Here is a 25,625-nt window from a genome sequence, read left to right as displayed (position 1 = left end):
GCGATGATCGAGATCCCGAGGTCCGAGGCCGCCTTCGCGGAGTCCGACGCCCCGGCCGACGTGGTCCGCCGCCAGTACCTGGCCTCGGCGCGCGGCGATCTGGGGGCGCTGCGGAGCACGCTCGCCGACGACGTGGAGTGGACCGAGATGGAGGGTTTCCCGCTGGGCGGCACCTATCGCACGCCGAAGGGCGTCACCGGCGGGGTGATGGAGCGGCTGGCCGCCGAGTGGGAGGACTGGACGGCGCACGACGACCGGTACGTGGTGGCCGGCGAGGAGGTGGTGGTGCTGGGCCGGTACACGGCGGTGCACAAGGCCACCCGCCGACCGCTGGCGGTGCGGGTGGTGCACCACTTCACGGTGCGCGGCGGGCGGATCGTGCGGTTCGAGCAGTTCACCGACACCGCGCTGGTCCGGGACGCGATGACACCCTGACACGCCCTGACGCCCTGACGCCCTGCCCAGCGCGTCACCCGTTCGGGGGAGCCCGCGCGGCGCGCCGGACGCGCTCTCGACAGCTCCCCCGGCCGGCGGCAGGCTGTCCGTGATTTCCGCCGGAGAACGAGGAGTTCACCATGAGCACGGACAGCAGCGGCACCGACGGCGGCGGGCGGCAGCGCCCCTTCGTGATCGTCGGCGCCTCCCTCGGCGGCGCCAAGGCCGCGCAGGCGCTGCGCGAGGCCGGGTACACCGGTGGCATCGTGCTGATCGGCGACGAGCACGAGCGCCCGTACGAGCGCCCGCCGCTCTCCAAGGGCTACCTGCTCGGCAAGACCGACCGGGAGAAGATCTACGTCCATCCGCCGCAGTGGTACGCCGAGCACGACGTGACGCTGCGGCTGGGCACGCCGGTGGTCGCGATCGACCCGGCCGCGCACACGGTGACGCTCGCCGACGACGGGCGGGTGGAGTACGCGAAGCTGCTGCTGACCACCGGCTCGGTACCGCGCCGGCTGCCGGTGCCCGGGGCGGAGCAGGAGGGCGTGCACTACCTGCGGCGGGTGGAGGACAGCGAGCGGATCCGCGGGGCGTTCCGCGAGGGCGCCCGGGTGGTGGTGGTCGGCGCGGGCTGGATCGGGCTGGAGACGGCGGCCGCGGCGCGGACGGCGGGCGCCGAGGTGACGGTGCTGGAGGCGGCCGAACTGCCGCTGCTGCGGGTGCTGGGCCACGAGGTGGCGCAGGTCTTCGCCGACCTGCACCGTGACCACGGGGTGGACCTGCGCTTCGGCGTGCAGGTCACCGAGCTGACCGGCGAGGGCGGCCGGGTGACCGGCGTCCGGCTGGCGGACGGAACGACGGTGGCGGCGGACGCGGTGGTGGTGGGCGTCGGCATCGCCCCGACCACCGCGCTCGCCGAGGCGGCCGGCCTGACGGTCGACAACGGCATCAAGACCGACGAGCACCTGCGCACCTCCGACCCCGACATCCACGCGGCCGGCGACGTCGCCAACGCCTACCACCCCCTCTTCGGCCGCCATCTCCGCGTCGAGCACTGGGCCAACGCCCTCAACCAGCCGCAGACCGCCGCCCGGGCGATGCTCGGCGAGGACGCGGTGTACGACCGTGTCCCCTACTTCTTCACGGATCAGTTCGACCTCGGGATGGAGTACACCGGCTACGTCGAACCCGGCGGCTACGACCGCGTGGTGTTCCGCGGCGACCCGGCCACCCGCGAGTTCATCGCCTTCTGGCTCTCCGGGGGCCGGGTCCTGGCCGGCATGAACGTCAACGTCTGGGACGTCACCGACCCGATCCGCGAACTGGTCCGCTCCGGCCGCCCGGTGGACGTGAAGGCCCTCGCCGACCCGGCCGTCCCCCTCACCGATCTCTGAGCGGCCCGGGTACGCCGAACGGCCCGCTCCCGGAAGGCTGTTTCCGGGAGCGGGCCGTTCTGATTCGCGGTGGTCGGGTGTCAGGCGACCGGCGGGAACGCCTCGGCGTCCGGCTTCAGCAGCTGGCCGGCGGCCGGGGCCTTCTGGTTCACCAGGTAGTCGGTGACCAGCTTGCCCAGCTCCTTGCTGCGGCCGACGGCGCAGTGCTCGACGACGTCGACCGACACCAGCACCGCGTTGCCCAGCTGGCGCTGCATGCGCTGGGAGAAGGTGTAGTTGGTGGCCGGGTCGTAGAGGTTGCCGACGACCATCACCGGGGCGGCGGTCTTCTTGTTCCACGGACCGGTGAAGCGCTCGGCGTCGCGGGCCGGGGCCGGCCAGCTGGAGCAGGTCGGGCCGTCGAAGGCCTGGTAGCGGCCGAAGGTCGGCGACTCCTTCTCCCAGGCCTTGGCCAGGTTGACGAAGGTCCACGGGTTGGACGGGTACGGCTTGTCCTGGCAGTTGACGCCGTAGTAGGAATCGTCGGCGGAGTACGCGGTCTCCGGCAGGGCCTCGCGCAGCGCGTTCGGCACCTCCGTCGCGAGCACCTTGGCGTCCTCGACGACGGCCGGGTCGACCGGCGCGACCGGGGCCAGGCCCTGGGCGGCGGCGGCCGGGGCGTTGACGACCGAGTAGAGCGCCTGGAGAGACTTGGCCAGCGGCGCCTGGCGGCTCTGCGCGTACAGGGCGTTGGCGACCTGGCCGGTGAAGCTGGAGAGGGTGACCTGGGTGCCGTCCGGCAGGGTGGCCGGGCCGGTGCGCAGGCGGTCGCGGAGGGAGTCGAACTTGGTGCGGGTGTCACCGTCGCCGAAGGCGCAGCGCGGGGCGCCCGCGGTCTGGCAGCGCTTGAGGTACTCGGCGAGGGCGACCTCGAAGCCGGTGGCGCGCTGGCGGTCGTACTCGATGCCGTTGTGCATCCGCAGGTTGGGGTCGACGTTGCCGTCGACGATCAGCGCGCGGACCTTGTCCGGGTACATGCCGGCGTAGGTGGCGCCGATCAGGGTGCCGTAGGAGAAGCCGACGAAGTTCAGCTTGCTGTCGCCGACGGCGCGGCGCATCCGGTCGAGGTCGCGGACCACGTTGATGGTCGACATGTGCTCGATGAGCGGGCCGGCGTTGCGCGAGCAGGCGTCGCTGTAGTCCTCGGTGGCGTCGATGGTCCGGGCTATCTCCGCCTTGGTCACCGGGACGCCGACCATCCGGTCGTTGACGCCGGCGGCCTCCTCGTCGGTGGTGAAGCACTTGAGCGGGTTGCTGCGCTCCACGCCGCGCGGGTCGAAGCCGATCTGGTCGAAGCGGTCCTGGACGTCCTTGCCGAAGCGGGTGGTGGTCGCCCACATGTAGCCGCTGCCGCCCGGCCCGCCGGGGTTGATGAAGAGCGAGCCGATCCGCTTGGCCGGGTCGCTCGCGCGGCGGCGCATCATCGCGATGCCGGTGGTCTCGCCGTTGGGGTGGTCGTAGTCGAGCGGCACCTGGTAGACGGCGCAGTCGTAGATCTTCGGGTCCGGCTGGCTCGGATCGGGATTGCACGGCTTCCAGTCGACCGGTGCCACCTTGGCCTCGGGCGCCGGGCCGGCGGACGGGGCGGCGACGGCCGCCGCGGCCGAGCCGGCGACGAGGGCGAGGGCACTGGTCACCGCCAGTGCCGCGCTGGTGATACGGGACACGAAACCTCCTCCGGTTCTGCAAACCCGCACAGCCTGTCAGTACTCGATCAGCAGGGGAAGACGTGTGCGACGGGAGATTCTTGCGGGATCGGCCCGAGGGGGCGTCAATCCGTGGTTCCAGCGGCTGATTGACGGGAAACAGTGCGGTCGATGGCTGAAGATCATCATTCACCGTATGCTCTGGCAGGCCGTCATGCGCCTCAGCAGGCCTCAGCAGGCCTCGGCGAGCGCCCCGGTGGTGACCGGCGTCCGCCACGGGCGGTCGCGCTCGGCCCGGCGCACGGCCGGGCCCATGGCGCAGCCGGCGGCCAGGAAGAGCCCGCCGAGCAGCAGCCAGCCAGGGCCGCCGCCGTCCAGCAGCAGCGTGGTCAGCAGCAGCGGTCCGGCCGTGCGGGCCACCGCCACGCCGGTGCCGAAGAAGCCCTGGTACTGGCCGAGCCGGTCGGCCGGGGCGAGGTCGAAGGCGATCTGCCAGGACCCGGCGGACTGCTTCATCTCGCCGACCACCTGGAGCACCGCCCCGGCCACCAGCAGAGCCGCCGTCGCCCAGAGCGGGGCCGTCGCGGCGGACAGCGCGAAGACCGCGCAGGAGGCGAGCAGCACCGCCCCGGCCTGCCGGACGGTCCGGGCGGCCGAGCGCAGTCCGGTGACGGCACGGGCGGTGCGGACCTGGAAGAGCGTCACGCCGAGGGTGTTGAGCACGAACAGGCCCGAACCGAGCCAGCCGAGCTGCGGGGCCCGGTCCGCGATCCACAGCGGGATCACCAGGCTGAGCAGCGGCATCCGCAGCAGCAGGACGGTGTTGACCAGCGCCACGAGCACGTAGCGACGGTCCGCCAGTACCGCGAACCCGCCGTCCCGGGCCGGGCGGTCCTGGCCGGTCCGCGCGGTGGCCGGGGTCGACACGGGCGCCGACGCGGGCGCCGACCCGGGCACGACGGGCAGCCGCAGCAGGAGCAGACCCGTCGTCAGGAAGCCCAGGGCGGTGAGTGCGAACGCGGCGAGGAAGGCGCCCCTGGTCCCGACCGTCAGCGCGACGCCGCCGAGCGCGGCGCCCACCGCCAGCCCGGCGTTGAGGGTGGCCTGCAGCCGGGCCAGCGCCGCCGTCCGCTCCCCCTCCGGGACCAGCCCGCCGACCAGCGCCTGCCGGGCCGCGCCCAGCCCGGACTGGGCGGTCGCGTAGAGGCAGGCGGCGGCCAGGAACGGCAGGAAGGAGCGGACCGCCAGGAAGGAGGCCACCACCACCGCCGTGCCGAGGGCGAGCGCCGCCGCCGTGCCGCGCGGTCCGCGCCGGTCGGCGAGGTGGCCGAGCGGCACCCCGGCGAGCGAGCCGATCGCCCAGGCCACCGCGAGGCCGAGGCCGAGCCGGGTGGGCGAGAGGCCGACGATCCGGGTGAAGTACAGCGCCGAGCTGGTGTAGTACGCGCCGTCGCCGATCGCGCTCACCAACTGCGCGATGGCGAGCGTGCGTCGGGCCGGGGAGGCGGGGCGGAGACGGAACGGCACGGTACTCCCTGGGTGGTGGCGGGCGGCGTGGGACCCTCAGTCTCGAACACCGGCGGACCATTCGACAGGGCCAGTGATCATCGATGATCTTGGGCCACTTCGGTCCCTCGGGGCGCCCGGGCGACCCCCGGCGCCCGCCGGTGCCCCCGTCCGCCCCCCTCGGCCGGGCGCGCGCCCCCGGGGCGCGGACCGCCGGACGAATCCACCCCGCGCCGTGCCCGGCGCTGCCCGCGCCCTCCGTGTCCGTCCCGTCCGACGTCCGCTCAGCTGTCCGATCCCCTCCCCCGGCTGTCCGATCCCGCCCCGGAAAGCCGTGTTGACCGGCCAGTAGGGCCCTCCTATGCTCATCCGCGTTCTCGTTCGCGATCGTGGACACGACCAAGACGTGCACGCCCCGCGAGCGCCGTCCGGCACCGGGGCGGGAGCGTCGCGGCTCCCGTCCGGCGGAAGCCGTCACCCGGCGAGAAGGGCTCTCCCATCAGCACCTCCACCGCGCCCCCGGGCGACCCGGGCCCCGCCGCCGAGCAACGGGCCGCGGCCACGGACCGCCGCCGCTTCCTGACGTACCTGCTCGCCGCGCCGACCCTCACCGTCGCCGCCCGGGCCGGCCTCGACGCCGCCGCGCCCGCCACCGCCCGGGCCGCCGGGGCGGCGGTACCCGCGCGGCAGTCCGCCGCCCCGGCCCCGCTGCTCGGGCTGCCCGGCATCCCGGACATCGTCGACCTCGGCCAGGCGCTCCAGCTCGCCGGGCTGCCCACCTCGCACCTGCTCGTCCTGGAGATCACCGCCGCCGGCCGCGCCGTCCTCCACCTGCCCCGGCTGGAGGTCGGCCAGGGCCTCACCACCACGGTCGCGATGATGGTGGCCGAGGAGCTCGACGCCCGCCTCGCCGACGTCGAGGTCCCGCTCTCCGACAGCCGTCCCGACCTGCTCTTCAACCAGCTCACCGGCGCCTCCAACTCGGTCCGCACGCTGTACGACCCGGTGCGCGCCGTCGCCGCCGCCGCCCGTGCCCGGCTGGTCACCGCGGCCGCCCGGCGCTGGTCGCTGCCGGCCGGCACCCTGCGCACCGCCGACTCCGCCGTACTCGCCCCCGACGGCCGCCGGGCCGGCTACGGCGAACTCGCCGCCGCGGCCGCCGACATCGCGGTGCCCGCCGTCCCCGCCACCCCCAAGCCCGCCGAGCAGCGCCGGGTGATCGGCCGCCCCACCGGCCGGATCGACGCCCGCGACATCGTCACCGGCCGCGCCAAGTACGCCGGCGACCTCGCCGTGCCCGGCGCCGTGCCGACCGTGGTCGCCCGCCCCACCACCATCAACGGCACCCTGGCCACCCTGGACGCCTCCGCCGCCCGCGCGATGCCCGGCGTGCTCGCCGTGGTGACGGTCCCGACCGGGGTCGCCGTCCTCGCCGAAACGTTCGACCAGGCGCTCAGGGCCCGCGACGCGCTGCGCACCAGCTGGCATCCCGGCCCGGTCGCCGCGCTCTCCGACGCCGACATCCGGCAGCGGCTGCGCGCCGCGCACGCCCCGTTCCTGGTGCCCCCGCTGCTCACCCAGTACGTGGACTGCGAGTTCGACTTCGCCTTCGTCAACCACGCGCCGATGGAGGTGCTGACGGCGATCGCCGACGTCCGTGCGAACCGCGCCGAGCTCTGGTTCGCCGCGCAGACCCCGATCGTCGCGCAGCAGACCATCGCCGCCGCACTCGGCCTGCCGCAGGACGCGGTGACCGTGCACGTGGTGCGCGGCGGCGGATCGTTCGGCCGCCGGCTGTTCTACGACGCCGCGCTGGAGGCCGCGTTGATCTCCCGCGCGGCCGGCCGCCCGGTCAAGCTGATGTGGACCCGCAACGACGACATGCGGCACGGCCGGATGCGCCCCGCCACCCACCACCGCATCCGCGCCACCTACGGCCTCGGCCAGGTGCTCAGCTACGAGCACCGCGCCGCCACCGTGACGACCGACTTCGGCCACGGCCTCGGCGAGGCGCTCACCGCCGCCGGCTTCCAGCTGGAGGTCGCCGGGCTCTCCGTCGCCCAGGCGTTCTTCCTGCTCAGCCAGAGCAACCCGTACGACGTCGGCGTCCCCACCCAGGTACTCGCCGAGGTGCCGCTGAGGATCCCGACCGGCAGCTGGCGCTCCGTCTACTCCGGCACCGTACGGGTGGCCGACGAGATCATGACCGACGAGCTCGCCCGCCGCTTCGGCCAGGACCCGGTGGCCTTCCGCCGCGCCCGGCTGCGCGACCCGGCCGGGCGGGCCGTGCTCGACACGGTCGCCCGGGCCGGCCGGTGGGGCCGCGCCATGCCGGCCGGCCAGGCCCAGGGCATCGGCTACCACGCCGAGAACGGCGGCCGCACCGCCTACCTGGTCGAACTCGACGCCTCGGAACCCACCCAGCCCCGGGTCACCAAGGCGGTGATCGCCGCCGACCTCGGCACGGTGATCAACCCGACCGGCCTGGAGGCCCAGCTGACCGGCGCGCTGATCGACGGCATCTCGGTGATCCTGCAGGCCGGCAACCACATCGACCACGGCGCCGTCCGCGAGGGCAGCTACGGCGACCTCCACTACGCGCGGCAGAAGCACAGCCCGCCGGTGGTCGAGATCCACCTGCTGCCGCCGAGCGGACCGCCGGGCGGCGCGGGCGAACTCGGCGTCCCGGCGGCCTCCGCCGCGGTGGCCAACGCCTACGCCCGGGCGACCGGCACCGGCCCGCGCTCCTTCCCGATCAACTTCTGACAGCCGGACGGGCGTCCCCGCCCGCCGACCCCGCCCGCCGACCCCGAGGAACCCGCCCTCCCATGCCCAGCCACACCTTCGTCCTCAACGGCCGGCCGATCACCGTCGAGGCACCGGACGACATGCCGCTGCTCTGGGTGCTGCGCGACAAGCTCGGCGTCACCGGTCCCAAGTACGGCTGCGGGGTCGGCGTCTGCCGCGCCTGCACCAGCCACCTGGACGGCGAGGAGATCCAGCCCTGCATCGTGCCGGTCAAGGACTGCGCGGACCGCCGGGTCACCACCATCGAGGGCCTCGCCGACGGCGACACCCTGCACCCCGTCCAGGAGGTCTGGCTGGAGTGCGACGTCGCCCAGTGCGGCTTTTGCCAGCCCGGCCAGATCATGACGGCGGTCGCCCTGCTGCGGCGCAACCCGGCACCGACCGACGCCGACATCGACCGGATCCAGAACATCTGCCGCTGCGGCAGCTACCCGCGGATCCGCGAGGCCATCAAGCGGGCCGCCGCCCGCACCGCCGCCGCGGGCGGCCGAGCGGCCGACCGAGCGGGTGGCTGAACCACCGGGTCAGGACTGGTCCCAGGCATCGACGGTCAGCAGCGCGTCCGGCGGGCAGGCGGCCACCCGCTCGGGGTGCGGCTCGCACGACCGGTGGCCGGCGTCGAACACCGAGCCGTCGGCCAGCAGTGGCAGGACCTCCTCGGCCCGGACGGCGTAGCGCAGCGGGTAGCCGTCGAACCGCAGCTGTTCGGCCCGTCCTGCCGCGGCCAGCGCCGCGATCCAGTCGAGACCGCCGAGACCGGTCTCCCACTGGGCGAGCACCTCGCCCTCGCCGTCCCCCACGGCCGGAGCCGTGACCACGAACCACCAACCGAGCATGCGACGCCTCCCCCCGCGGTGCTCCGCGCACCACGGGGGGAGGCTACGCCACCGGGCCCGTCAGGGGACGAGCACCAGCCGGATCGGGTTGCCCTTCTTCTGCTCCAGGGCCTCGACCGCCTCGGCGGCCTCGGCCAGCGGGAAGGTGCCGCTGACCGAGCGGGAGAACTCCAGCCGGCCGCCGCGGACCAGGTCGACCAGGTCGACCACGTCCTTGCCCTCCGAGCCGTAGTGGCCGCGGATCTGCTGGCGCAGGTAGCTGACCAGGGTGCCGTTGGTGATCGTCAGCGGCTGGTTGGTCAGGCCCACCAGCACCAGGCGGCCCTGCTCACCGAGCGCGGCCATCGCCTGCTCGCGGACCGGGGCCACCCCGGCGAAGTCGAACGCGGCGGCCAGCGGGCGGCCCCGGGTCGCGGCGCGCAGCCGGTCGGCGAACTCCGGGTCGCCCGGGTCGAGGGCTGCGTCGGCGCCGAAGGCGAGCGCCCGCTCACGGGCGGCGGGCAGCGGGTCGACCGCCACGATCGGGTGGGCGCCGATGCCGCGCAGCAGCTGGACGCCGTGGGCGCCGAGCCCGCCCACGCCCCAGACGCCGACGGCCTCGGCCGGGCGGACGGCGCCGGTGCCGGTGATCGCGGCCCACGGGGTGGAGACCGCGTCCGGGATGAAGCAGGCCTGCTCGAACGGCAGCTCGTCGGGGATCGGCACCAGGGTCTCCACGGTGGCCAGGGCGTACTCGGCCCAGCCGCCGTCGTAGTCGACGCCCCGGGTGAGGACGACGCCGTCCCGGGACTCCCCGGCCTGGAGCAGCACCCGGTCACCGACGGCGGCCGTGGTGACGCCCTCGCCCAGGACGTGCACGGTGCCCGCGACCTCGTGGCCGAGGGTGACCTTGTCGCCCCGCAGGTGCAGCGGCTTGAGCATGCCCTCGATCAGGTGAACGTCGGAGAGGCAGACGCCGGCGGCGCCGACCTTGATGAGGACCTGGCCCGGCCCCGGCGTGGGCACGGGCACCTCCTCGACGGCGAAGGCGCCCTTCGCGACGTCGAGCCGGCCGGCGAGCATCGTGGCGGTCATCCCGGTTCCCTTTCGCAGGGGGTGGCGCGGTCGGCGGGCCGCACCATCCGAACTTACTTGTTGTCCAACAAGCAAGTTCCACCCTAGCATGGTGGTATGTCCACGCACGCTTCCCCGACGGAGTCCTCCCCCGCACCGGCCGACCGGCCCGAGCCGCCGCGCCGCACCCAGGCCGAGCGCCGCGCGCGCGCCGAGCACGCGCTGCTCGCCGCCGCCGCACGCCTGGTCGCCGAGCACGGCAGCGCCGGGGTGACCCTCGCCCGGGTCGGCGAGGAGGCCGGCTTCAGCCGGGGCCTGGCCTCGCACTACTTCGGCTCCAAGGGCGCCCTGCTGGCCCGGCTCCAGGAGGAGGCGCTCGCCGAGGCGATGGCCGCCGCCGCGCCGGAGCGCAGCGGCGCGGGCGCCGTGCGGGAGCTGTGCGCCTTCACCCAGGCCTGCCTCGACGGGGTGCGCCACCCGACCGACCTCGGCCGGGCCTTCGTGGTGCTGGGCGCCGAGGCGCTCGCCGGATCCTCCGAACTCACCGACGCCGTGGCCAGGTTGGACGCCCGGATGCGCACCTGGGTGGCCGAGGTGGTCCGCCAGGGCGCGGCCGACGGCGAGGTGCGGGCGGAGGTCGACCCGGACGCGGCCGCCACGGCGGTGGTCGGGCTGCTCAAGGGCCTGATCGTCCAGGCCGCCACCGCCCCCGGGACCCTCGCCCTCGACCGCGCCACGGCCGAGGCCCAGCGCTGGATCCGCCTCGCCCTCACCTCCGCCTGACCCGCCCCCCGACGGACGACGGCCGGCAGAAAGCGGCCTACGGGCGACGGTCCGTGAGACGCCCCTAGCCGCCGACAGCCCGCCCCACCTAGGGTGATCCGACGTCACGACCGTTGACCCGAGGGGTGGATGACGATGATCCGGCGCCGTTCGCTGCTGACCGCCGCGGGGCTGGGAGGCGTGGCGCTCGCGCTGCCGGCCTCGGCCGTCGGGGCCGCGCCCGGAACCGGCGGCGCCCCGGCGCCGATCGACCTTCCGGCACCGACCGTGGGGCACCCGGTCGGCACGGTGTCACTGCACCTGGTCGACGAGAGCCGGCAGGACCCGTTCGCCCCCACGCCGCGGCCGCGCGAGCTGATGGTGCAGCTCTGGTACCCCGCGGCGGGCGCCGCCGGGCGCCCGCGTGCGCCGTACGCCACGGCGCGGGTGGCGGAGGTGATGGAGCAGGACTCCTTCCTGGACCCGGGCACCCTCACCCGGATGCGCCCCACGGCGCGGCTCGGTGCGCCGGCGCTCCCGGGCGCGCTGCCGTTGCTGCTGCTCGGCCACGGCCGGAAGGGCGGGCGCAGCAACTGCACCGCGCTGGCGGAGGATTTGGCGGCACACGGCTATCTGGTCGCCTCGCTCGACCACACCTACGACGCGGCCGCCGTCGAGTTCCCGGACGGCCGGGTGGTGCGCGGCGTGCTGGAGGACGAGCCGGCCGACTGGGACGCCGCCGAGCAGAAGGAGGTCTCCGCCCGGGTGGCCGACCTCCGCTTCGTCACCACGGAGTTGACCACCGGCGGGTCGGCGCTCCGGCACCCGGGGCTGCCGTGCGCCGACCCGCGCCGGATCGGCGTGTTCGGCCACTCGATGGGCGGTGCGGCCGCCGCCGAGGCCGTGCGGCAGGACCGCCGGTTCGCGGCCGGGCTCGACATGGACGGCGGCTTCTTCGGCTCGCCGGTGGCGGACGAGGGACTGGACCGGCCGTTCCTGCTGCTCACCGCCCTGGCGGAGCACGACACCTGGCGGCGCTGGCGCTCCCACCAGCAGGGCTGGGGAAGGCAGTTGCGGCAGCGCGACTCCGGTCACCTCAGCTTCACCGACCGGCCGTACTCGGCCGGGCCGGGCCACGCCGCCGACCGCATGTCGCCGGAGCTCTACTCCGCGCTGTTCGGCACCATCGCCCCGGCCCGCTCCACCGCGCTGGCCCGCGCCTACGTGCGCGCGCACTTCGACCGGTTCCTGCGCGGGCGCCCGTCGCCGCTGCTGGACGCGCCCTCGCCGCGCCACCCGGAGATCTCCTTCGTCTGGAGCCGCGGCTGAGCCGCCTCCCGCACTACGCGCCGGCCTCCGGGTCGCGGCCGAAGAAGCCGGCGAGCCGGTCGTACACCGGCGCGTCGTCGGCGACCGCGACCTCCGGGCCGAAGGCGTGCCGCTCCTCCTCGCTCCCCCGGTACTCCGGCCGCAGCGCGCCGCGCCCCCAGGCGAGCGAGGCCTCGGCGACCTCGTGGTCCAGCCCCGCCGTGGACTGGCCGGTGGCGCGGGCCAGGTCCCAGGCGTGCACGGCGAACTCGGCGATCTGCTGGTCCACCGGGAAGCGGGCCGGCAGCTCGCCGACGCCGGGGACCTCGATGGCGCCGTCGAGGTCCCCGGCCTCGCGCCAGGCGGCCACCAGCCGCTCGGCGCCGGCCTCGAAGCGGTGCAGCCAGTCCTCCTCGACCCGCTCGAAGGGCTCCGACCAGTCGGGCGCGCCGCCCTCCGCCCGGACGGTGAACTGCCGCAGGTCGTGCAGCAGATGGCCGACCAGCTGCCCGACGTCCCAGGAGCGGCAGGCGGTCGGGTGGCCGGCCTGCTCGACCCCGGCCCCGTCGATCAGGCCGGCGGTCTGCGCGAGGGCCCGGGCGAGCAGCTCGATCGGGTCTTCCACTCCGGTCATGACGCACCTCTCCGTCGTCGGGGCCGCACCGGCCCCTCACTCGGGACCCGGGCGCCGGCGCACGCCGCGGACGCGCGCCCGCACCCGTGGTCGGACCGGCCGATCGTAAACGCGGGCACCGACAACCGGCCCGGAGCAACACCCCGAGCCGGCCGCCGGCCACTGGGTCAGGCGGCGAAGCCGCCGTCCACCGCGATCTCCGCGCCGGTGATGTAGCGGCCCTCCGCGCCCGCCAGGTGCGCGACGGTCGCGGCGACGTCGGCCGGGCGCCCGAAGCCGCCGAGCGCGGTGAAGCCGGCCTGGAACCCGGCCGACGGCCCGTCGGCCGGGTTCATGTCGGTGTCGATCGGGCCGGGGTGGACCACGTTGACGGTGATCCCGCGCGGGCCCAGCTCGCGGGCCAGCGCCTTGGTGAGCCCGATCACGGCGGCCTTGCTGGTCGCGTAGAGGCTGCCGCCGGGGAAGGCGGCCCGCTTGGCCATGCAGCTGCCGACTGTCACGATCCGGCCGCCCTCGGCCAGGTGGGCGACGGCGGCCCGGGCGTACAGGTACGGCGCGCGGACGTTGACGTCCAGCACCCGGTCGACGTCGGCCGGACCGGTCTCCTCGATCGGGGCGACGAAGCCCGCCCCGGCGTTGTTGACCAGGATGTCGAGCCGTCCGAACCGCTCGGCGACCGCCTCGACGACGGCGCTCACCTCCTGCGGGTCCGCACTGTCGGCCCGGACCGCCCAGCCGCGCCGGCCCATCGCGGTGATCTTGGCCGCGACCGCCTCGGCCCGTTCGGCGCTGCCCAGGTAGGTCACCGCCACGTCGGCGCCGTCCTCGGCGAGCCGCAGTGCCACGGCCTCCCCGATGCCGCGGCTGCCGCCGGTCACCAGGGCCACCTTGCCGTCGAGCTTCGCGAGCGTGGTCGTCGTCATATCGTCAGAACTCCTCAAGTCGTTCGCGGACATGACTCGATCCTCGGCCCGCGCCGCGCCTGAGTCCGGCGGTATTCGGACGCCGCGTTCAACGTTCAACCACCACCGGTCGGCGCACCTTCGGACGGCCCACGACAACGGCCCACGACAAGCCGTGCGGCCACCCCTGGGGCAAGGGGTGGCCGCACGGGACCCCGGGCAGGGGGTGCCGGGGAGTACCGATCGCTCGGTGGAACGGGGGACGGCGGACGGTGTCAGAAGGACAGGGTCTGGCCGGGGAAGATCAGGTTCGGGTTGGCGCCGATCGCCTTGATGTTGCGGGCGTGCAGCCCGGCCGGGTCGAGGCCGAACTTGGCCGCGATGCCGCTCAGCGTGTCGCCGCTCTTGACGGTGTAGCCGCCGCTCGTGGGGTTCTTCTCGGGCGCGGCGGGCGCGGCAGCGGGGGCCGCGGGCTTCGCTGCGCCCTGGGAGGGGGCCTGGGACGGGGTGCCCGGCGACTTGCGGGAGGTCGGCTTCTGGCCCTGGGCCGGCGCCTTGGCGGGGGCCTTGGCCGGGGCCTGCTTGGCCGGCTGCTGCGCCGGGGCGGGCGCGTCGGACGTGTCGGGCGCGTCGACGACGGCCGGCGCGCCGCCCCGGCTGAGGCCCGCCTTCGCCGAGCAGACCGGCCAGGCGCCCGGGCCCTGCTTGGCGAGGACCTTCTCCGCGACCGAGATCTGCTGCTCCCGGCTCGCCTGGTGGGCCTGCGGGGCGTACGCGGTGCCGCCGTACGAACGCCAGGTGGAGGGGGTGAACTGGAGCCCGCCGTAGAAGCCGTTGCCGGTGCTGATGCCCCAGTTGCCGCCGCTCTCGCACCGGGCGACGGCGTCCCAGGACGAGGCGGGGGCGGCAGCGGCCGAGGTGGCCGTGACGAGGCCGGCCACCGGCAGCGCCACGGCGGCGCCCGCCACGACAGCGAGCCGGACCCGGTTGCGCCTGGCGGTGCCGTTGGTGCCGGTGGTGGTGCTGTCGACGGTGGTGGAAGCGGCGGTCTCGTGACGGGGATTCATGGAATTCCTCTCGACAAGCCCCGGGTAGGCGTGCGGAACCAGGCCCCTGCCGGGGCCGGCTGTCGCTCCCTCACTCGGTGGGCGGCCGAGCACGCGTCCGACGTGCCGTGCCGCCCCGGCCACCCTCCGCTCGCCGACGGCCTGCGCGAGCCGGTCGCGTCGACGGGCACCGCCCTCGCGCCGGTGGTCAGTCGGCGGGCCGTGCATCGGGGGTGAACCCGGGTGGTGCTCGTTGCACCGCCAACGAAGCTAAGGGCGCCCACCGGGCGGCACAAGCAATTCTTGGACGCCGCAGGTCAGTTGACTGTTACCGGCGGTATCGATCATGTAACCGACCGGGAAACGACCGGCTTTGACCGGATTTCCCGACCCAAACGGTCGTTTTCCGTGCCGTCACTCACACCCGACCGGCCCCCGCGCCACCCGCGTCATCGACAAATCGCTACGGTCATCTGACGCGCCGTCATCGCACCAATCGGAGTTCCCGATTCCACCCGCCGTCGATGTGGTGTTCACCACTCCCACTACGGTGAGTGAGCAAAAAATCGCTCAGCGCATGGCACACGACCCGTCCGCGCACGGACCGAACGGGCCGTCAACCCACCGTTGCCCCCGGGCCCGGCACCGACGCGGACCCCCCGGCGCCTCGGCTCAGCCGACGCCGTCCAGCCCCGCGTCCCGGGCCAGCAGCGCCGCCTGCACCCGGTTGTCGCACCCCAGCTTGGCCAGGATCCGGCTGACGTACGTCTTCACCGTCGCCTCGCTCATGTGGATCCGGGCGCCGGCGTCCGCGTTGGACAGCCCCTCCCCGAGCAGCGCCAGGACCTCCAGCTCCCGCTCGGTCAGTACTTCCAGCCGCTGCCGGGCCCGCGCCCCGCGGGCCGCGGCCGGCCCGGCCTGTCCGCCCGCCAGCGAGTCCACGATGTGCCGGGTCGCGGCCGGCGACAGGAAGGCGTGCCCGGTGGCCGCCGCCCGGACGGCCTGGATCAGCTCACCCGGCGCGGTGTCCTTCAACAGGAAGCCCGCACCGCCGTCGCTCACGGCGCGCAACACGTTCTCGCGCTCCCCGAAGGTGGTGAGGATCAGCGCCCGCGCGCCGGGGGCGACCCTCGGCAGCTCGGCGAGCGCCGTCAGCCCGTCCATCACCGGCATCTGGATGTCCAGCAGGACGACGTCCACCCGGTGCGCCCGGGCCAGCTCCAGCGCCTGTCGGCCGTCGGCGGCCTCCGCCACCACGTCGATGTCGTCGGCGGAGGACAGGATCATCCTGATCCCGGCCCGGATGAGCGGCTCGTCATCGGCGACGAGGACTCGGATCACTGCTGGCCATCCCCTTAGTACTGGTCCTGACAGCGCGCCACCGCACCCGCCGGCGGCGCCGGGGACCATCCTCACACCCGCGCCGGTCAGCTGTTCACCCGGTAGTGCTGCTTGTCGACCAGCACCCCGTCCTTGAAGCAGAACCGGTAGGCGGGCTGCTCGTTCCAGCCGCCCGACGAGTCCTCGGCGAGGAAGTAGCGGCAGACCGACCCGACCGGCGGGGTGGGGCCGGTGCCCCGCAGGTTCTGGGTGAAGAAGTCGCTGCCGGGCGGCAGCTGCCGGGTGACCTCCTCCTCCGGGGCACCGAGCCGCACCGCCTCGTACGCCGCCTGCGACATCGTGGAGTCCTCGGCGGAGCGGATGAACCCGATGACGCCCCAGACCAGCAGGCCGAGGACGGCCAGCAGTACCGCCGCGGCGCCGACCGCGCAGCCGAGCGCCGGGCTCCGGCGCTTCGCCGGCGCGGCACCGACCGGCGGCACGCCGTCGAGCGCCCAGGCAGGCGCCCCCTCCGCCCCCGCCGCGCTGTCCGCCCCCCACGCGCCGTCCGCTCCGGCGCCCGCGGCCGGGCTCCCGGTGTCGGCTGGCTTCTCCGCGCCCTCGTAGGGCAGCACCGCCGCCAGCCGGAACCCCGCCTCCGCCGTCGGTCCGGCGTGCACCATGCCGCCGACCAGCCGGGCCCGCTCCCGCAGACCGGTCAGCCCCTGGCCCCCGCTGACCGCCGGCACGGCGCCGCCGGAGTGCACGCCCACCGGCTCGGGCGCCGCCGGGTTCACCACCTCCACCACCAGCGCGTCCGGCTCGTACCGGAGCGCGACCGTGATCGGCGCGCCGGGGGCGTGCTTGTGCGCATTGGTGAGCGCTTCCTGAACGACCCGGTACGCCGCGTGACCGGCAGCCGCGGTCAGCGGACGGCGCTCGCCCTCCCGCGCCAGGGCAACCACGGTGCCGGCCGCCCGGGAGGAGGAGACCAGCCCCTCGATCCCCTCCACCCCGCCCGTCCCGGCGCCCCCGGCCCCGGCCTCCGCCGCCGGCGAGCCGCCGACCGCCGCCCCGGCACCCGGCCCGGACGGCGCCGCCGTCGACTCGTCGTGCAGCACCCCCACCACCTCGCGCAGCTCGCGCATCGCGGTGACGGCCGCCATCCGCAGCACCCCGACCGCCTCCCGCTGCCGGTCGGTGAGCGTCCGGTCGACCTCCAGCGCCCCCGTGTGCACCGAGATCAGGGCCAGCTGGTGGCCCAGGCTGTCGTGCATGTCCTGGGCGATCCGGTGCCGCTCGCGCAGCCGCGCCTGGTGCGCGACCATGGCGTGCTCGCGCAGCAACTGCTCGTTGCGCTCGCGCAGCGCGTCCATCAGCTCCCGGCGCTGCGCCCGGTAGCGGCCCCAGAGCGCGGGCAGCACCGCGAACAGCAGGTAGCCGCCCAGCGAGAACCCGATGACGAGCTTGGCCGGCAGCTCCCCGGCGTCCTTCACCACGCCCAGGACCGTCATCAGCACCCAGCCGACGACGAAGGACCCGACCAGCACCCCGACCCGGCGCACCCGGGCACCGGCCGACCAGCCGACGCAGACCGTCAGCGGCAACGGCCCGCCACCGAACCCGCTGGCCGCCGCGGTGAGCACCAGCACGGTCGCGGGCAGGCCGCGGCGCAGCAGGAAGAGGACGGCGACCGCCACCCCCATCACCAGCTCGAATCCGGAGCGGGAGGCCACCTCGATCAGCGCGGCGACCCCACCGAGCAGGAGCGCCCCCACCCCCTCACGGAGCACGGTCCCGAACCGCCAGGGCCCGGGCAGCGCCGTCCGTACCGCCTTCGACCAGGCTCTCGCTATGACGTCCACGCGTCGAGGCTAGCCAAGCGCTCGTGCCCGGCACCGCCACCGTTCGTCGCGGCCGGGGCCGACGAAAGTCGCTCGGCCGCGGCCCCCGGGGTCCTCGCCCCGGCTCACCGGTAGGCGGTGAGCAGCAGCGCGATGTCGTCCACCCGGTGCGTCGAGCCGAGCTCGTACAGCACCCGCTCGGCCAGCCCGTCCGGCCCCTCCGCCGCCAGCCACCCGGCGTCCGGGCCCGCCAGGGCGGCACACAGCCGCTCCACGCCCTCGTCGATCGCCACGGCCGGGTCCTCCACCAGCCCGTCCGTGTACAGCGCGAGCACCGAGCCGGGCTCCAGGGTCAGCGGGCTGACCGGGTACGCGGCGGCCCTGTCCACCCCGAGCAGCGGTCCGCCCGGCACCTCCAGCGCCTCCGTCCGCCCGTCCGGGTGCCGCAGCACCGGCGGCACGTGGCCGGCCCGGGCGACCAGGGCGGTGCCCTCCGCGGGAGTGAGCCGGACCAGGCAGCAGCTGGCGAGCAGCCCGGGGTCGAGGTCCAGCAGCTGCTGATTGGTGCGGGCCAGCACCTCGTCCGGCGGGTGGCCGCCGGTGGTGAAGGCGCGGACGGCGCTGCGCAGCTGGCCCATGGTGGCGGCCGCGCCGACGCTGTGGCCCTCGACGTCCCCGATCACCAGGCAGAGGTCCCGGCCGGTGACCACGGCGTCGTACCAGTCGCCGCCGATCTCCATGCCCTGGGTGCCGGGCAGGTAGCGGGCCGCGATCCCGACCCGCTCCACGCGCGGCAGCCGGTGCGGGAGCAGCGCCTGCTGGAGGCCGCGGGCCAGGGTGAACTCGGCGTCGTACAGCCGGGCGCGCTCCAGCGCCTGGGCGATGAAGCCGGCCAGCGCGGTGAGCAGGCCGCGCTCCTCCAGGGTGAAGACGCGGGGCCGGTCGAAGCCGAGGATGAAGCTGCCGACCGGGTGGCCGGAGGCGATCAGCGGCAGGAACGCCCACGCCCCCATGTCGTCCAGGGTCAGGTCGGGGTAGGCGGCGGCCAGCTCGTCGACGGACTCGAAGAAGATCGGGGTACCGGTGCTGAGGGTCTCGGCGCCGGGCACCCGGGCGCCGATCGGGATGCCCTCGAAGCGGTCGAGGAAGCCCTCGGGGTAGCCGCTCTGCGAGACCAGGTGCAGCCGCTTCTCCCGGACGGCGTAGACCGCGAGCTCCTGTCCGCCGAGCGCCGGCAGGATCTCGTCGGCCACCGCCCGGAACACCTCGCGGGCGGTGACCGCCTCGCTCAGCGCGCTGGCCAGCTGGAGCAGGTGGTACATGGCGCCGAGGCCGGTCCAGGTGCCGGGCGGGGCGGGTTCGGCCGGTGCGACGGCGCTGCCCGGGGGCGGTTCGGCGGCGACCACCCGGCCGGTGACGCCGTGCGCGTCGGGGTAGAGCGAGAACGCCAGCCAGTTGTCCGGCGGGCGCAGCGCGAGGAACGCGGTGGGCTGCTGGGAGAGCAGCGCGGCCCGGTAGCGGTTCTCGTACACCGGGTCGGAGAGCCAGGTCAGCACCTGCCACGGGTGGTGGCCGACCAGGTCCTCGCGGCGGGCCTGGAGCAGCAGCTCGACGCTGTGGTTGGCGTAGGTGATCCGGCCGTCCGGGTCGAGCGAGAAGACGCCCTCGCGCAGGCGCTCGACCGCGGCGGCCGCGGCGGTGCCGGTGCGGGTGTCGAGGACGGCGCCGACCAGCCGGCCCCAGGTGTGCGGGCCGTTGTGCGGCGCGCGGGCCCAGAGTTCGACGGGATAGGGGTGGCCGTCGCGGTCCAGCACCCGTACCCGGGCGGCGAGCACCCGGTCCCCGTCGAGGGCGCCGCGCACGGCGGCCCGGAACTCGGGCAGGTCACCGGGGGCGATCCGGGCGGACAGGGTGTCGGCGCGGCCGTCGAAGTCGCCGGGGGCGAGGCCGAAGATCTCGCAGAACTGGTCGTCGGCGGTCACCGCGCCGGCCAGCACGTCCCAGTCGAACAGGCCTACCCGGGTGGTGGGCGCGGACGGCGGGGTGAGTTCGACGACCGTGGTGTCGCCGTTCGGCTCCACCACGTGGCCGTCCGCCTCCAGGGCGGCCAGCCCGCCGGCCAGCCGGTCGGCCACCGCGCGCAGATGGCGGCGCGCGCCCTCGGGCACGCCGTCGCCCGAGGCCGGCCACAGCACGCCCAGCACCCCGTACGTCTCGCCGCCCGCCCGGACCGGCATCCAGGCGGAGGCGAAGTCGTACGGCAGGCCGAGGGCGAGCTGCGGGAAGCGGCGCATGGTGTCCTCGGTGTCGGCGAGCAGCACCGTGCGGCCGGTGCGGTAACCGACCGCGACCGGCAGCGGCCCGGCGGCGGCGATCCGCCGGAACGGGGCGAGGACCGACAGCGGCACGCCCGCGACGGCGCACAGCACCAGCGAGCGGCGGTCGCGCGAGCGCAGGTGGAGGGTCGCGCCGTGGGCGTCGGTGCCGCCGAGCACCGTGCGCACGGCGGAGGTCAGCAGGGCGTCCCGGTCGCGGACCGCCTGCTCGTCCGGGGACGGCCCGGCGCGCGGGCGCAGGCGGTGCGGACCGGGTCCCACCGCCCGGGCACCGCCGCCGCTCGGTCGCGGACCGGGCGGGTCCGCCGGCACACCCTCGCGCATCCTCTCTTGCTACGCCGGGCCCCGGGGGCTGTCAAGGCGAGCCCCACCCGCCCCGGGGTGCCCGCCGGGCCCGGCTGCGCCACCATCGACCCCATGACGTCCCGTGCCTCCCGCCCCGGTCCGACCACCGTGGTCAACCTGAAGGGCCACCGCGACGACCCCGCGTTCGACGACGTGGTCTACGTCGGCCGGGCGATGCACCGCGGCGGCTGGCAGCTCACCGAGTCCCCGCTGCACTGCCCGTACCGCCCCGGCCCGGACCTGTCGCGCGAGGAGATGCTGGTCAGGTACCGCGCCCACCTCCTCGCCCACCCCGAGCTGCTGGCCCTCGTCCCCGGGCTGCGCGGCCACCGCCTCGGCTGCTGGTGCGCCCCGCTCCCCTGCCACGCCGACGTCCTGGCCGACCTCGCCGACCACGGCCTCCCCTCCTGACCGGCCGGGCCGACCACGGCCGTGCGGGCGGGCGGGGGCGTTCCACGGGAGCAGGGGCGGGAGGCCGCTTGGGTATTCTCCGTGGACAGCGCAGCGCAGACCGCTGCCCCGGGGGAGACGAGTAGCGAAGCATGGGATCCACACCGTCCGATCGTTCGGCGGGCGAGGCGTCCTGGCAGTGGGACGGGGAGGACGAGGGCCGCGCCGCCGGTGCGCCCGGTGACGTGGTGAGCGGGGGTGCGGACGGGGACGGGCCCCGGCTGAGCCGGCGCGGACTGCTGACCGGAGCCGGGGTGCTCGCCGCGGGCGCCGCCGTCTGGGGGGTGTCCCGGGCGGTAGGCGGGTCGGATCCCGCTCCGCCGAAGCCGCAGCCGCTGCCCACCCGGGTGGTCGGCCCGGAGCCGGCGTGGGTCTACCGGGGCCCCGAGCCGATGACGCCCGGCCGGCAGAGCGGCCGGCTGTTCGCGCCCGCCTACCTCTCCCGCAGCGGTGTGCGCCTGCTCGACCCGGAGACCGGCGCCGTGACCGCCACCGTCGAGGAGGGCCCGCCGAGGGGCTTTCCGGACGACTCCCCGCTGGTCCTCGGCGCGGGCCGGCTGTTCACCGCCTCACCGGGCCATGTCGACGCCCGTACGCTGGTGGGCCCCACCGCCGGCTGGAGCCTGCCGCTGGCACCGGAGCTGGGCGACCGGATCACCGTGTACGGCTGCGACGGCGACAAGGTGTACGGCTCGGTCGCCGCCAGGGGCGTCCTGAACCGCAACCTGTTCGCGATGAACGCCAACGGCACGGGGCTGCTCTGGTCCCGCCCGGCCGCCGACCGCGACGAGACGTCGATCGCCGTGCTCGACACCGGCGCGGGCCGGCTGCTCGCCTGGGGCGCCGATCCGTCCGCCGGTGTCTCGCTGCTGGACGGCGCCACCGGCGGCCGGCTCTGGTCCGCCGAGAACACCGGCAGCGCCTGGGCGGCCGTCGACCAGCGGCACGTCTACCTCCCGGCCGGGTCGGGCGGGGTCCGGGCGCTGCGGCTGGCGGACGGCACCCCGCGCTGGTCGGTGCAGCCCCGGCCCGGCGAGCAGTGGCGCGCCCTGCCGCCGGTGAGCGACGACTTCCGGGTGTACGTGCTGCGGGACGACGGGCTGGTCACCGCGCACGCGGCGGACGGCGGCGAGCAGGTCTGGCAGCTCCAGCTGCCGTTCCGGCTCGACCGGCGCTGCCGCCCGCTGCTGACCAGTACGACCCTGGTGGTACCGGGCCCGGCCGACGCGGGCGTCCAGTTCGTCGAGACGGAGAGCGGCCGGACGTTCACGACCTTCGCCGACTCCGGCCCCGGCGTCGACGTCTGGTCGGTGACCAGCGACGGCACCCGGCTCTTCGCGGGCCACGACAGCACGCTCTACTGTCTGGGCGTGCTGCCGGTGCCCTGAACGTCCGGGGTGTTCGACGACGAGCGCCGCCCCTCCCGTCCCCCCGACCCAGGATGATGCCGTGCCGATTCGCCCGATCTCGCCCGACCGGCTCGTCGAACTGCTCGCCGACCGGATCGCCGCGCTGCCCGGGGCCGGCGAGCGCCGGCTGCGGGTGGCCGTGGACGGCGCCGCGGCCGCCGGGCCCGGGGTGCTCGCGGACGCCCTGGTCGAGCCGCTGCGGCTGCGCGGCTTCCCGACCCTGCGGGTTCCGGCGGCGGGTTTCCTGCGCCCGTCCTCGGTGCGGCTGGAGTACGGCCGGTACGACGCGGACGCCTTCCACGACCTCTGGCTGGACGACGGCGCGCTGCTGCGCGAGGTGCTGGACCCGCTGGAGCCGGGCGGCAGCGGCCGGGTGCTGCCCTCGCTGTGGGACCCGGTGACGGACCGCGCGACCCGCGCGCGCTACACCGAGCTGGCGCCCGGCGGGGTGCTGCTGCTGGACGGTGCGCTGCTGCTCGGCCGGTGGCTGCCGCTGGAGCTGACGGTGCACCTGGCGCTCTCCCCGGCGGCGCTGGCCCGGCGGACCGCGCCGGAGGAGCGGTGGACACTGCCCGCGTTCGCCCGCTACGAGGCCGAGACCGTACCGGCGGAGGCGGCCGACCTCACCGTCCGCTGCGACGACCCGCGCCACCCGGCCCTGGTCGAACCCGCCTGACCACCGGTCCCGCCTGCCCGAACGGGTCCCACCTGCCCGAACGGTCCTCAGCGCCCGCGCCGTCCGGGCGGTCCGGGCCGGGCCTCCGGGGCGGGACCGCGCTGGCAGGACGGGCACCAGTACGCCGACCGCTCCCGCTCCGCCGTCCCGTGCCGCGCCGTCAGCACCGTGGCCCCGCAACGCGCGCAGGGCCGCCCGGCCCGGCCGTAGACCCACTGCTGGTGGCCGCGCCGGGTGTCGCCGGTGGTGACGTGGCCCGAGCGCAGCCGGTTGGCGTCCAGCAGGTGGTGGGCGCGGGCCACCAGCCGGTCGGCGCTCGCCAGCTCGCCGACCGGCGTCCACGGGGTGACGCCGGCCAGGAAGCAGAGCTCGTTGGCGTACACATTGCCGACGCCGGCCAGGTTGCGCTGGTCGAGCAGGGCCTCGGCGACCGGCCTGCCGGGGTGGGCGAGCAACCGGCGGGCGGCCTCGGCCGGGTCCCAGTCGGGCCCGAGCAGGTCCGGTCCCAGGTGGCCGACGGCACGCTGCTCGTCGGCGGTGCGCAGCAGTTCCACCACGGGCAGCCGGTAGCCGACGGCGGTTCCCCGCTCGGTGCTGAGGACGGCGCGGATCTGGTGCGCCGGTGCGCCGGTCCAGCGCTCGCCGGGGCGGAAGAGCACCCAGCGGCCGTCCATCCGCAGGTGGGTGTGCAGGGTGAGGCCGCCTTCGAGGCGGGTGAGCAGGTGCTTGCCGCGCGGGACGACCTCCAGCACCCGGCGCCCGGCGAGGTCGGCGGTGGCGTGGGCGGGCACCCGCAGCTCGCCGGTGGTCAGCACCTGCCCGGCGAGGGCGGCGTGCAGGCGGGCCGCCGCGCGGTAGACGGAGTCACCTTCCGGCATGCCTCCATCCTCCCTCCGCGCGACGGCCCGCCGCAGCCGATCGGCCGGTTACTCGGCGGCGTCGCCGTCGCCCTCCTCGCCGCCCACGCCGTGGCGGACCACGACCACCGGGCAGGGGGCGTGCTCGGTGAGGTGGCGGCTGACCGAGCCGAGCAGGGCGCCGGTGAATCCGCCGAGACCGCGGCTGCCGACCACGGCCAGCGCGGCACCGCGCGAGGCCTCCAGCAGCGCCTGGGCGGCGTTGCCGGGCTTCACCGACTCGGTGATCCGCACCTCGGGCTGCTTGCCGACGACCCTGGTGACGGTGTCGGAGAGGGTCTTGCCGGCCAGTTCCTCGGGGTTGAACTCGGGGGCGGGCACGCTCGCGCCGGCCCAGCCGTAGAACGCCGGGTACTCCCAGGCGGCGATGGCGTGGACGGTGCCACCGGTCAGCCGGGCGTAGTCGACCGCCCAGCGCAGTGCCCGTTCCGAGGCGGGCGAGCCGTCGACACCGACGACGATCCTGGGGTTCGCGCTGTTGGCCATGCCGCTGCTCCTTGCTCGACGTGCTGCTGTGCTCGACGTGCTGCCTTGCCCTCCAAACATAGATCAAAAGGGGCATTTGTCAGCTAATTGCCGCGCCGAACGGTTCGCACACCTCCGAAACTGGTACTGGCGGGGGGGGGGCGGGGGGGCCCCCCCCCCCCCCCGCCAGGGTCTCAGCTCCCCGCGCGGGGACCGTCAGGCCCGGTAGGCGGCCCAGGAGTTGGACATCCGGGCGACCTGACCGGGGGTGAACTGGGTCATGCAGGAGTCGTAGGTGTAGTCCATGAAGTTGTGGATCGGGTCCAGGCCGGCGGACGTGCAGGTGTCCCGGCCGGCCGGGCACTGGTAGGCGGCGCTCGCCTCGGCCGGGGTGTCGGCGACGTAGTCGCCCTGGCCGCTGCAGCCGCCCTGGAAGGTGTGGTAGAGCCCGAGCCAGTGGCCGACCTCGTGGGTGGCGGTGTCGCCCTCGTTGTAGTTGGTGGCCGAGCCGCCGGGGAACGAGGAGTCCAGGATCACCACGCCGTCGTCGGTCGGGTTGGACTTGTAGGAGCTGGGGAAGGTCGCCCAGCCGAGCAGCGACTGGCCGAGCTTGGCGGTGTAGAGGTTGAGGGCGCCGGCGCCGCCCTTGCGCAGCGCGGTCTTCATCGCCTTCTCGGTGGTGGAGCCCGGGGCCACGCCGTTGTACCAGGTGGCGTTGTCGGTGTAGTCGGTGGCGGCCAGCTGGAAGCGGAACTGGCTCGCGGTGTTGCCGGCACCCTGGCCGCCGTACGCGGCGTTGAGGACGTCGATCTGCTGGGCGATGGTCGCGGCCGACAGCTTGCCGGTGGTGCCGGAGTGCACGACGTGCAGGTACACCGGGATGGTCGTGGTGGCGGCCAGCGTGCCGGGGGCGACCAGCGCGCCGCTCTGCGGGGTCTGCGCCAGCCGGCCGAGCCGGGCCTTCAGGTCCGCGTCCATCGCCTCGGCCTGGGCATCGGTGACGGCGTTGGGCTCGTGGCCGGCGGGGCTGCCCGCCGGCTTGCGGGCCGCGGCGTCCTGGGCGGTGTCACCGGTGCAGGCGGCGGCGGACGGCCCCTGGGCGGGCGCGCCGGCGGCGGTGAACGCGGTGGGCGCCGCGAACTGGGTGAGGCCGAGGGCGGCGACGACGGCCGCCGCACCGAGGAATCGACTGGTGGCACGCGAGGGGACACGGGCGGAACGACGCATCTGCGCTCCCGGGGAGGTTGTGGGGGACGGCGGTTGAGGGGGGCCGCCGTGTGCCACAGGCTACGCAGGCTTGCGTGTACGCGTCAGACAGGTTCAGGCCTGGAGCCTCTGACGACAAATCGGACATAATCCGGAAGTTTGAGCGGCCCGGCCTTGCCGCACATGAGCATTTCCCGTCGCGCGCCTGCGCACAGTACCGGCCCCGACCTGTCCGAAACGTGACACCCCGTCTGCCCCGCGCAGCGGTGCGGCGGCCGGCGGATA

The 25,625-nt window shown here is 75.4% G+C and carries 22 protein-coding genes; 9 read left to right on the top strand and 13 right to left on the bottom strand.

Features of this window, described 5'->3' with window-relative positions:
- Window positions 1–3: 3 nt before the first annotated feature.
- Window positions 4–435, top strand: coding sequence for a nuclear transport factor 2 family protein (locus ACFVUH_RS24635; protein WP_387915372.1), 432 nt, complete (start codon window positions 4–6; stop codon window positions 433–435).
- Window positions 436–575: 140 nt separating this feature from the next.
- Entirely contained in the window at window positions 576–1,832 is a 1,257-nt protein-coding gene (locus ACFVUH_RS24630; protein WP_387915371.1) for an NAD(P)/FAD-dependent oxidoreductase, read from the top strand.
- An 80-nt stretch (window positions 1,833–1,912) separates the two neighbouring features.
- On the opposite strand, the gene ACFVUH_RS24625 is transcribed toward ACFVUH_RS24630, so the two are convergent.
- Window positions 1,913–3,538, bottom strand: a complete 1,626-nt coding sequence (locus ACFVUH_RS24625; protein WP_387915370.1) for an alpha/beta hydrolase — start codon at window positions 3,536–3,538, stop codon at window positions 1,913–1,915.
- A gap of 210 nt (window positions 3,539–3,748) precedes the next feature.
- Window positions 3,749–5,044 carry an MFS transporter gene (locus tag ACFVUH_RS24620; protein WP_387915369.1) on the bottom strand — a complete coding sequence of 432 codons (1,296 nt, stop codon included), beginning with the start codon at window positions 5,042–5,044 and terminating at the stop codon, window positions 3,749–3,751.
- 477 nt (window positions 5,045–5,521) lie between these two features.
- On the opposite strand from ACFVUH_RS24620, the gene ACFVUH_RS24615 reads away from it, so the two are divergent.
- On the top strand, window positions 5,522–7,789 hold the full coding sequence (locus ACFVUH_RS24615; RefSeq protein WP_387915446.1) for a molybdopterin cofactor-binding domain-containing protein: 2,268 nt from the start codon (window positions 5,522–5,524) through the stop codon (window positions 7,787–7,789).
- A 62-nt stretch (window positions 7,790–7,851) separates the two neighbouring features.
- On the top strand, window positions 7,852–8,346 hold the full coding sequence (locus ACFVUH_RS24610; RefSeq protein ID WP_355367162.1) for a (2Fe-2S)-binding protein: 495 nt from the start codon (window positions 7,852–7,854) through the stop codon (window positions 8,344–8,346).
- A gap of 9 nt (window positions 8,347–8,355) precedes the next feature.
- Here ACFVUH_RS24610 and ACFVUH_RS24605 read toward each other — a convergent pair whose 3' ends face one another.
- The gene (locus ACFVUH_RS24605; RefSeq protein ID WP_387915368.1) at window positions 8,356–8,667 is read right to left on the bottom strand and encodes a hypothetical protein; all 312 of its coding nucleotides are present in this window, start codon (window positions 8,665–8,667) and stop codon (window positions 8,356–8,358) included.
- Between the two features lie 60 nt (window positions 8,668–8,727).
- Entirely contained in the window at window positions 8,728–9,741 is a 1,014-nt protein-coding gene (locus ACFVUH_RS24600) for an alcohol dehydrogenase catalytic domain-containing protein (RefSeq protein ID WP_355367168.1), read from the bottom strand.
- 96 nt (window positions 9,742–9,837) lie between these two features.
- On the opposite strand from ACFVUH_RS24600, the gene ACFVUH_RS24595 reads away from it, so the two are divergent.
- Together ACFVUH_RS24595 and ACFVUH_RS24590 are read left to right on the top strand one after the other, a co-directional pair.
- The gene (locus tag ACFVUH_RS24595) at window positions 9,838–10,503 is read left to right on the top strand and encodes a TetR/AcrR family transcriptional regulator (RefSeq protein ID WP_355367171.1); all 666 of its coding nucleotides are present in this window, start codon (window positions 9,838–9,840) and stop codon (window positions 10,501–10,503) included.
- 129 nt (window positions 10,504–10,632) lie between these two features.
- Window positions 10,633–11,811 (top strand): alpha/beta hydrolase, encoded by a 1,179-nt coding sequence (locus tag ACFVUH_RS24590; protein ID WP_387915367.1) that lies wholly within the window; start codon window positions 10,633–10,635, stop codon window positions 11,809–11,811.
- 13 nt (window positions 11,812–11,824) lie between these two features.
- Here the strand turns inward: ACFVUH_RS24590 and ACFVUH_RS24585 are convergent, their stop codons facing one another.
- From ACFVUH_RS24585 to ACFVUH_RS24560, 6 genes are all read right to left on the bottom strand, one after another.
- Window positions 11,825–12,424: a TIGR03086 family metal-binding protein gene (locus tag ACFVUH_RS24585; RefSeq protein ID WP_387915366.1), complete on the bottom strand. Its 600-nt coding sequence runs from the start codon at window positions 12,422–12,424 to the stop codon at window positions 11,825–11,827.
- Window positions 12,425–12,591: 167 nt separating this feature from the next.
- The gene (locus ACFVUH_RS24580; protein WP_355367180.1) at window positions 12,592–13,347 is read right to left on the bottom strand and encodes a 3-oxoacyl-ACP reductase family protein; all 756 of its coding nucleotides are present in this window, start codon (window positions 13,345–13,347) and stop codon (window positions 12,592–12,594) included.
- A gap of 254 nt (window positions 13,348–13,601) precedes the next feature.
- On the bottom strand, window positions 13,602–14,393 hold the full coding sequence (locus ACFVUH_RS24575; RefSeq protein ID WP_387915365.1) for a transglycosylase family protein: 792 nt from the start codon (window positions 14,391–14,393) through the stop codon (window positions 13,602–13,604).
- Between the two features lie 651 nt (window positions 14,394–15,044).
- Window positions 15,045–15,713 carry a response regulator gene (locus ACFVUH_RS24570; RefSeq protein WP_387915364.1) on the bottom strand — a complete coding sequence of 223 codons (669 nt, stop codon included), beginning with the start codon at window positions 15,711–15,713 and terminating at the stop codon, window positions 15,045–15,047.
- A gap of 86 nt (window positions 15,714–15,799) precedes the next feature.
- Window positions 15,800–17,557, bottom strand: coding sequence for a sensor histidine kinase (locus ACFVUH_RS24565; RefSeq protein WP_387915363.1), 1,758 nt, complete (start codon window positions 17,555–17,557; stop codon window positions 15,800–15,802).
- A 104-nt stretch (window positions 17,558–17,661) separates the two neighbouring features.
- Window positions 17,662–20,196 carry a SpoIIE family protein phosphatase gene (locus ACFVUH_RS24560; protein WP_387915362.1) on the bottom strand — a complete coding sequence of 845 codons (2,535 nt, stop codon included), beginning with the start codon at window positions 20,194–20,196 and terminating at the stop codon, window positions 17,662–17,664.
- 93 nt (window positions 20,197–20,289) lie between these two features.
- Here ACFVUH_RS24560 and ACFVUH_RS24555 point away from each other — a divergent pair, with 93 nt between their 5' ends.
- The 3 genes from ACFVUH_RS24555 to ACFVUH_RS24545 all read left to right on the top strand — a co-directional run bounded on the left by ACFVUH_RS24555 (window position 20,290) and on the right by ACFVUH_RS24545 (window position 22,752).
- Entirely contained in the window at window positions 20,290–20,628 is a 339-nt protein-coding gene (locus tag ACFVUH_RS24555) for a DUF4326 domain-containing protein (RefSeq protein ID WP_387915361.1), read from the top strand.
- Between the two features lie 131 nt (window positions 20,629–20,759).
- Complete coding sequence (locus tag ACFVUH_RS24550) at window positions 20,760–22,055, top strand: PQQ-binding-like beta-propeller repeat protein (protein WP_387915360.1); 1,296 nt, start codon at window positions 20,760–20,762, stop codon at window positions 22,053–22,055.
- A 61-nt stretch (window positions 22,056–22,116) separates the two neighbouring features.
- On the top strand, window positions 22,117–22,752 hold the full coding sequence (locus ACFVUH_RS24545) for a uridine kinase (RefSeq protein ID WP_355367201.1): 636 nt from the start codon (window positions 22,117–22,119) through the stop codon (window positions 22,750–22,752).
- Between the two features lie 47 nt (window positions 22,753–22,799).
- Here the strand turns inward: ACFVUH_RS24545 and ACFVUH_RS24540 are convergent, their stop codons facing one another.
- The 3 genes from ACFVUH_RS24540 to ACFVUH_RS24530 form a co-directional block, all read right to left on the bottom strand.
- A complete protein-coding gene (locus ACFVUH_RS24540; RefSeq protein WP_387915359.1) occupies window positions 22,800–23,630 on the bottom strand; it encodes a DNA-formamidopyrimidine glycosylase family protein in 831 nt (276 codons plus the stop codon).
- 48 nt (window positions 23,631–23,678) lie between these two features.
- A complete protein-coding gene (locus tag ACFVUH_RS24535; protein ID WP_355367207.1) occupies window positions 23,679–24,155 on the bottom strand; it encodes a universal stress protein in 477 nt (158 codons plus the stop codon).
- Window positions 24,156–24,350: 195 nt separating this feature from the next.
- Entirely contained in the window at window positions 24,351–25,361 is a 1,011-nt protein-coding gene (locus tag ACFVUH_RS24530; RefSeq protein ID WP_387915358.1) for a zinc metalloprotease, read from the bottom strand.
- Window positions 25,362–25,625: the final 264 nt, after the last annotated feature.

Source organism: Kitasatospora sp. NPDC058032 (genome assembly GCF_042885845.1).
GTDB lineage: Bacteria > Actinomycetota > Actinomycetes > Streptomycetales > Streptomycetaceae > Kitasatospora.
Note: the sequence above shows the minus strand (reverse complement) of the source record. Positions and strands in the feature narration are given on the sequence as shown.